The organism is bacterium (assembly GCA_030018315.1).
Taxonomy (GTDB): domain Bacteria; phylum Hydrothermota; class UBA3073; order JACQXS01; family JAGMCI01; genus JASEGA01.
The window spans coordinates 1-912 of record JASEGA010000068.1; the positions used below are offsets into that span (position 1 = coordinate 1).

The 912-nt window shown below is 40.4% G+C and carries 1 protein-coding gene; it reads right to left on the reverse strand.

The features are described 5' to 3' along the window. Positions 1-183: 183 nt before the first annotated feature. Positions 184-912, reverse strand: a 729-nt coding sequence (locus QMD71_10065; protein ID MDI6841169.1) for a transposase, incomplete at its 5' end; no start/stop codon positions are given.

Sequence of the window (912 nt, forward strand, 5' to 3'; positions counted from 1 at the left end):
TAAGGCTATTTAGAAATGGGTAGTTTTTTGGGAAAGATAATTTGAAGAGTAGTTATTAGAAAATAATTACTCAGCTCTTTGAAATTAAAATATGTGAAAGAGCAATTTTCAGCAGTTTCCCGCTAAAAAGCACATACTCCATCGCTAAATCCTATCTCTTAAGTCAATTGCTTCTCGTTATGGCTAACTCGTTCCTGAGACTATTACTAATCTGCCTCTAAGAATGAAATCCCTTATTCGCTTCACAATCAGTGCAATCAGGCTCAGTAATACATGAATCCACATGTTTGCAATTCCCCTTACCTTTGGAGCTTCAAGTAAGTCCCTACCCTTGAGTTCAGAAAAACACCTCTCTATTGCAGTTCTGAAATTGTATAACTTTTTCCATTCCCCAGAATCTCGCAAAATACTGTCCCTTATCTCTTGAGTCGGATAAACATAAAATACTCTGCCATACCCCGAGAGAGGCTTGCATTTGTTAGCTAATGGACAATCTTTGTGCCTACAGAGTAACTTCTGCCGATTGCTCCTTTTGGGTTCCTTACCATCTCTCATGAGTTTTAGATGAGTGGCAGGACAGCTAAAAGTATTGCCAGTTCTCAGGAGGTCAGAGCCAGAACTTGGGATTTCAAGTTCGCTAAAGAGGTCTATTTCCTCTTTCCCTCGCTTCTTGCCACGCCGGTTTAAATCAATAACAGGGATAATATTAGAGTCAATACAGCTCTTATAGTTATCGTGTGAGTCATACGCTGAGTCAATAGCTGCTACTTCTGGTGAGAGAAGTTTTGTGGTTTTCTGAATAAGGGACTTTGCTTTTGGACCGTCAGCTTCATTGCCCGGTGAGACTTCTACTTCTATTCTACTGGGATTATACCACAGAAAAGAGAGGAGGCAAGCAAAAAGTGGGAGGTG